The sequence below is a fragment of the uncultured Veillonella sp. genome (assembly GCF_915069625.1).
Lineage (GTDB): Bacteria > Bacillota > Negativicutes > Veillonellales > Veillonellaceae > Veillonella.
The window spans coordinates 1-3,715 of the sequence record NZ_CAJZFD010000183.1 but is presented as its reverse complement, the minus strand read 5'-3'; the positions used below and the strand labels follow the sequence as shown (position 1 = coordinate 3,715).

Annotated in this window: 2 protein-coding genes; both read left to right on the top strand. The window is 40.9% G+C overall.

Translation table 11 applies throughout. From position 1 onward, the window contains the following. Positions 1-2,794: chromosome segregation protein SMC (smc, locus tag QZ548_RS08495; RefSeq protein ID WP_295869699.1), on the top strand; the 2,794-nt coding region annotated here is incomplete at its 5' end. Further along, a partial coding sequence (ftsY, locus tag QZ548_RS08490) for a signal recognition particle-docking protein FtsY (protein WP_295869698.1) occupies positions 2,794-3,715 on the top strand: 922 nt, incomplete at its 3' end. The genes smc and ftsY, both read left to right, overlap by 1 nt.

Below are 3,715 nucleotides of genomic sequence, written 5' to 3'. Positions count from 1 at the left end.
GGAAATTGAATTACAAACGCAATTATCGACTCTCGATGCACGACGTCATACATTACAAGCTGAAAATGCAAAGGATCAAGAACAATTAAAATCTTGGGAAGCACAGTTTAGCGAAAAACAACGAGAAGAAGAACGCATCAATGGTACTGTAACACTACTAGAAGAACAGTTGCGTACAACTAAGCGCGAAGTAGAAGATACTTCTCTGCGTATTAGCGAAGCAGAAGCGTCTAAAAAGGGTGAAGAGCAGCAATTGCTTATTTTAGATCGCCTTATTGAGGATGAAACGGCTCAATTAGAATCTGAACGCACTCAATTCGTAGTTTTAGAGGAAAATTATAATAAAGCCATTGCTCAATTAGATGCGGAACAATCATCATGGAAGTCCCTAGAAAGCGACAGACAAGCCTTTCAACAGCGTCAATTAGATTTAGTTGCTAGTATTGAAACAGCGAAGGCTACATTGCGAAATTTAGAATCTCGTAAATCTGAGTCCGCCGTTCAAGTAGAAACATTAGAAACGGAAATTAAAGAGGTTCAATCCAATTTATCGGCAGCGAAATCTGAACATGAATCTTTAGAAACTCAATTTAATGAGTTATCTAATAAACGGAAGTCCTTAGTTGATGAAGAACGGTCTGCATCAGAACGATTGCGAGAAGCTCGAAAAGCATTAAATCGCATGAGTAGCGATGTGCAAAAGGCACAGGGGCGATTAGAATTATTAGCACAATGGGCAGAACAACATGAAGGTTACTTAGAAGGAACTAAAAACATCCTTAACGGTAAGGGCCCATGGCGTGAAGCGATTAAAGGGGCGGTAGGTGATTTATTTACCGTAGATAACCGCTTTACTGTCGCTATCGAAATCGCATTAGGTGGTAGTGTTAACCATGTTGTGACAACGACAGCTAAAGCCGCATCTGAAGGCGTTCAATTCCTTAAATCAATTCAAGGGGGTCGCGTTACCTTTTTACCGATGGATTCTGTGAAAGGGCGACCTTATGATACTCCTGCATTGTCGGAAGATGGTGTCATTGGGACAGCTGTCGACTGTATTGAATTCGATGCTGCCTATAATCATATTTTCCAATACTTGTTGGGCCGTACATTAGTTGTAGAAACAATGGAACGGGCTATTGCGTTACAAAAGAAATATAATCAGCAGTTACGTATCGTTACATTGACGGGGGAACAATTCCAACCAGGTGGTTCCTTAACTGGTGGTGCAACGAAGAAAAAACGCAGTTCCTTGTTAAGTCGTCGTGAAGAGGCGGCTCGTTTAGAGGCCGAATTAGCTTCTGTAGAAGAGCGTACGGCCAAGCTTGAACAACAAATTAAGGATGAAGAAAATCATATTGAACGAGCGCAACGTGAGCGAAGTGTGTTGGATGAACAATATCAACATACCAATCTTTTGTTTTCGGCTAGTCAAGCGAAGATTCAGAACATTGAAAATCAATTAGAACGTAAAAAGCGTGTGCTTCATGATGAACAGGAACGTATCGTTCAAATTGACGTGGACATGGGACAAACAAAACATGTGCTTTCACAATCTGAATCGGAATTGTCAGCGTTACATAATTCACCTGAACAACAAGGTGATCAATCGGCAATTATGGAACGATTAAGTACGCTGCAAAAGGCACAGCAAGAGGCCTATGAAGCTTTCACAGCCTCTAGATTGTTTTGTGAACGTTTAGAAAGCACTATAGAAGAACGTAAGGTACAACAAAAACAACGAAAGCAAAATTTGGAAACCATAGCATCTCGCTTAGAACCTCTCATGGAGTTATTACGCTCTAGTGAAGAGCGTTTGAATGTTGTGATTCCTGAACAAATTCGAGTTGCTAATGAGTCTCTTGAAGCGATTCGTGGAGAGGTTGAAAAATTTCGCGCTTTACGTGATGAAGCGTATCAATCGACTGCTGGTGCACGGGAGGAGATTGAATCAATTTTAGCTGAACAAGACCGACTCAACCAGCGGTATAAGGTGGTTCAAAATCGTCTAGTTGAAGCAGAAGGTAAATTGACGCGTTATCGTATGGATTGTGATCGTGCTGTAGAGGATTTGAATGAATTAGGCTATTCATTGGAAGATGCACAGCATATAAATATTGCCGGCTCTGTGAATGATTGGAAAATGGAACAAGCTCGTTTAATGGCGGAAATTGCAGAACTTGGATCTGTAAATCCTAATGCTGTAGAAGAGTATGAAGAGACGAAAACTCGGTATGATTTCTTATCGAATCAATTATCAGATCTCGATACGGCAAAAGAGCAATTACAGGCAGTTATCGCTGAAATGGATAAGGCCATGAGCACGCAACTCTATGATGTATTAGAGGTGGTAGGTAAGCAGTTCCAACATGTATTCAGTCAATTATTTGGTGGTGGTACGGCTCAAATCGTACTTACCGACCCAGAAAATATCTTGACTGGTGGTATTGATTTCTACATCCAACCACCAGGGAAAAAGCGTCAGCAATTAACGTTATTATCTGGTGGAGAACGAGCACTTACAGTTATTGCCTTATTGTTCTCGTTCCTCGACTATCGTCCGGCTCCATTCTGTGTGCTTGACGAAGTTGATGCTGCTTTGGATGAAGCAAATGTAGAGCGATTTAGTTCTTATTTGAATCGGGTAAATAAGGAAACACAGTTTATCGTCGTATCACATCGTAAGAAAACGATGGAAGCTGCCGAAGTATTACAAGGGGTTACCATGGTGGAACGCGGTGTATCTCGATTGTTAACAGTTTCATTTGAAGATGTGAAGGAGGATCTAGCATAATGGCATTTGGATTCTTTAATAAAATTAAAGAGGGCTTAGAAAAAACTCGTAAGTCCTTTGTAAAAAATGTAGAAACAGTGATCATTGGTTATGCAGAAATTGATGATGATTTTCTTGATGATTTAGAAGCAGTTATGCTTACTAGTGATCTTGGTCCTAAGACTACAGAGTATTTGATGAAGGAAATCCGTCGTGGTGTTACAGAAGGTATTATCAACAATACTGGTGATGTAATGCCGTTTATGGAAGACCGTATTACAGAAATGCTTGTTGACCAAGAAGATGAGATTACACTACATCACCCAGAAGTTATTCTTGTAGTTGGTGTAAACGGTGTTGGTAAAACTACGACTATCGCTAAGTTAGCTAACTATTACACTAAAGAAGGTAAAAAGGTTATTATCGCTGCAGGCGATACATTCCGTGCCGCTGCAGCTGACCAATTATCTATTTGGGCTGATCGCGTAGGTGTGCCTATCGTTAAACATAAAGAAGGCGCTGATCCTGCAGCCGTTGTATACGATGCAATGGAAGCGGCAAAAGCTCGTAATGCAGACCTTGTTATCGTCGATACAGCTGGTCGTCTACATACTAAAGTTAACCTAATGGAAGAACTTAAGAAGATAGGCCGCGTAGCGAATAACCACGTAGAAGGGGCTCCGCATCAAACATTGCTCGTGTTAGACGGCACTACAGGTCAAAATGCAGTAAGCCAAGCTAAATTATTTGGTCAAGCCGTACCAGTAAATGGTATTGTTGTTACTAAGCTTGATGGTACAGCAAAAGGTGGCGTAGTTATCTCCATTAAAGAAGAATTAGGCGTACCTGTTCGCTGGATTGGCGTTGGCGAAGGCATGGATGACTTGCGTCCATTTAATGCAAAAGAATTTGCTAATGCACTATTTAATAAAGGAATGATTC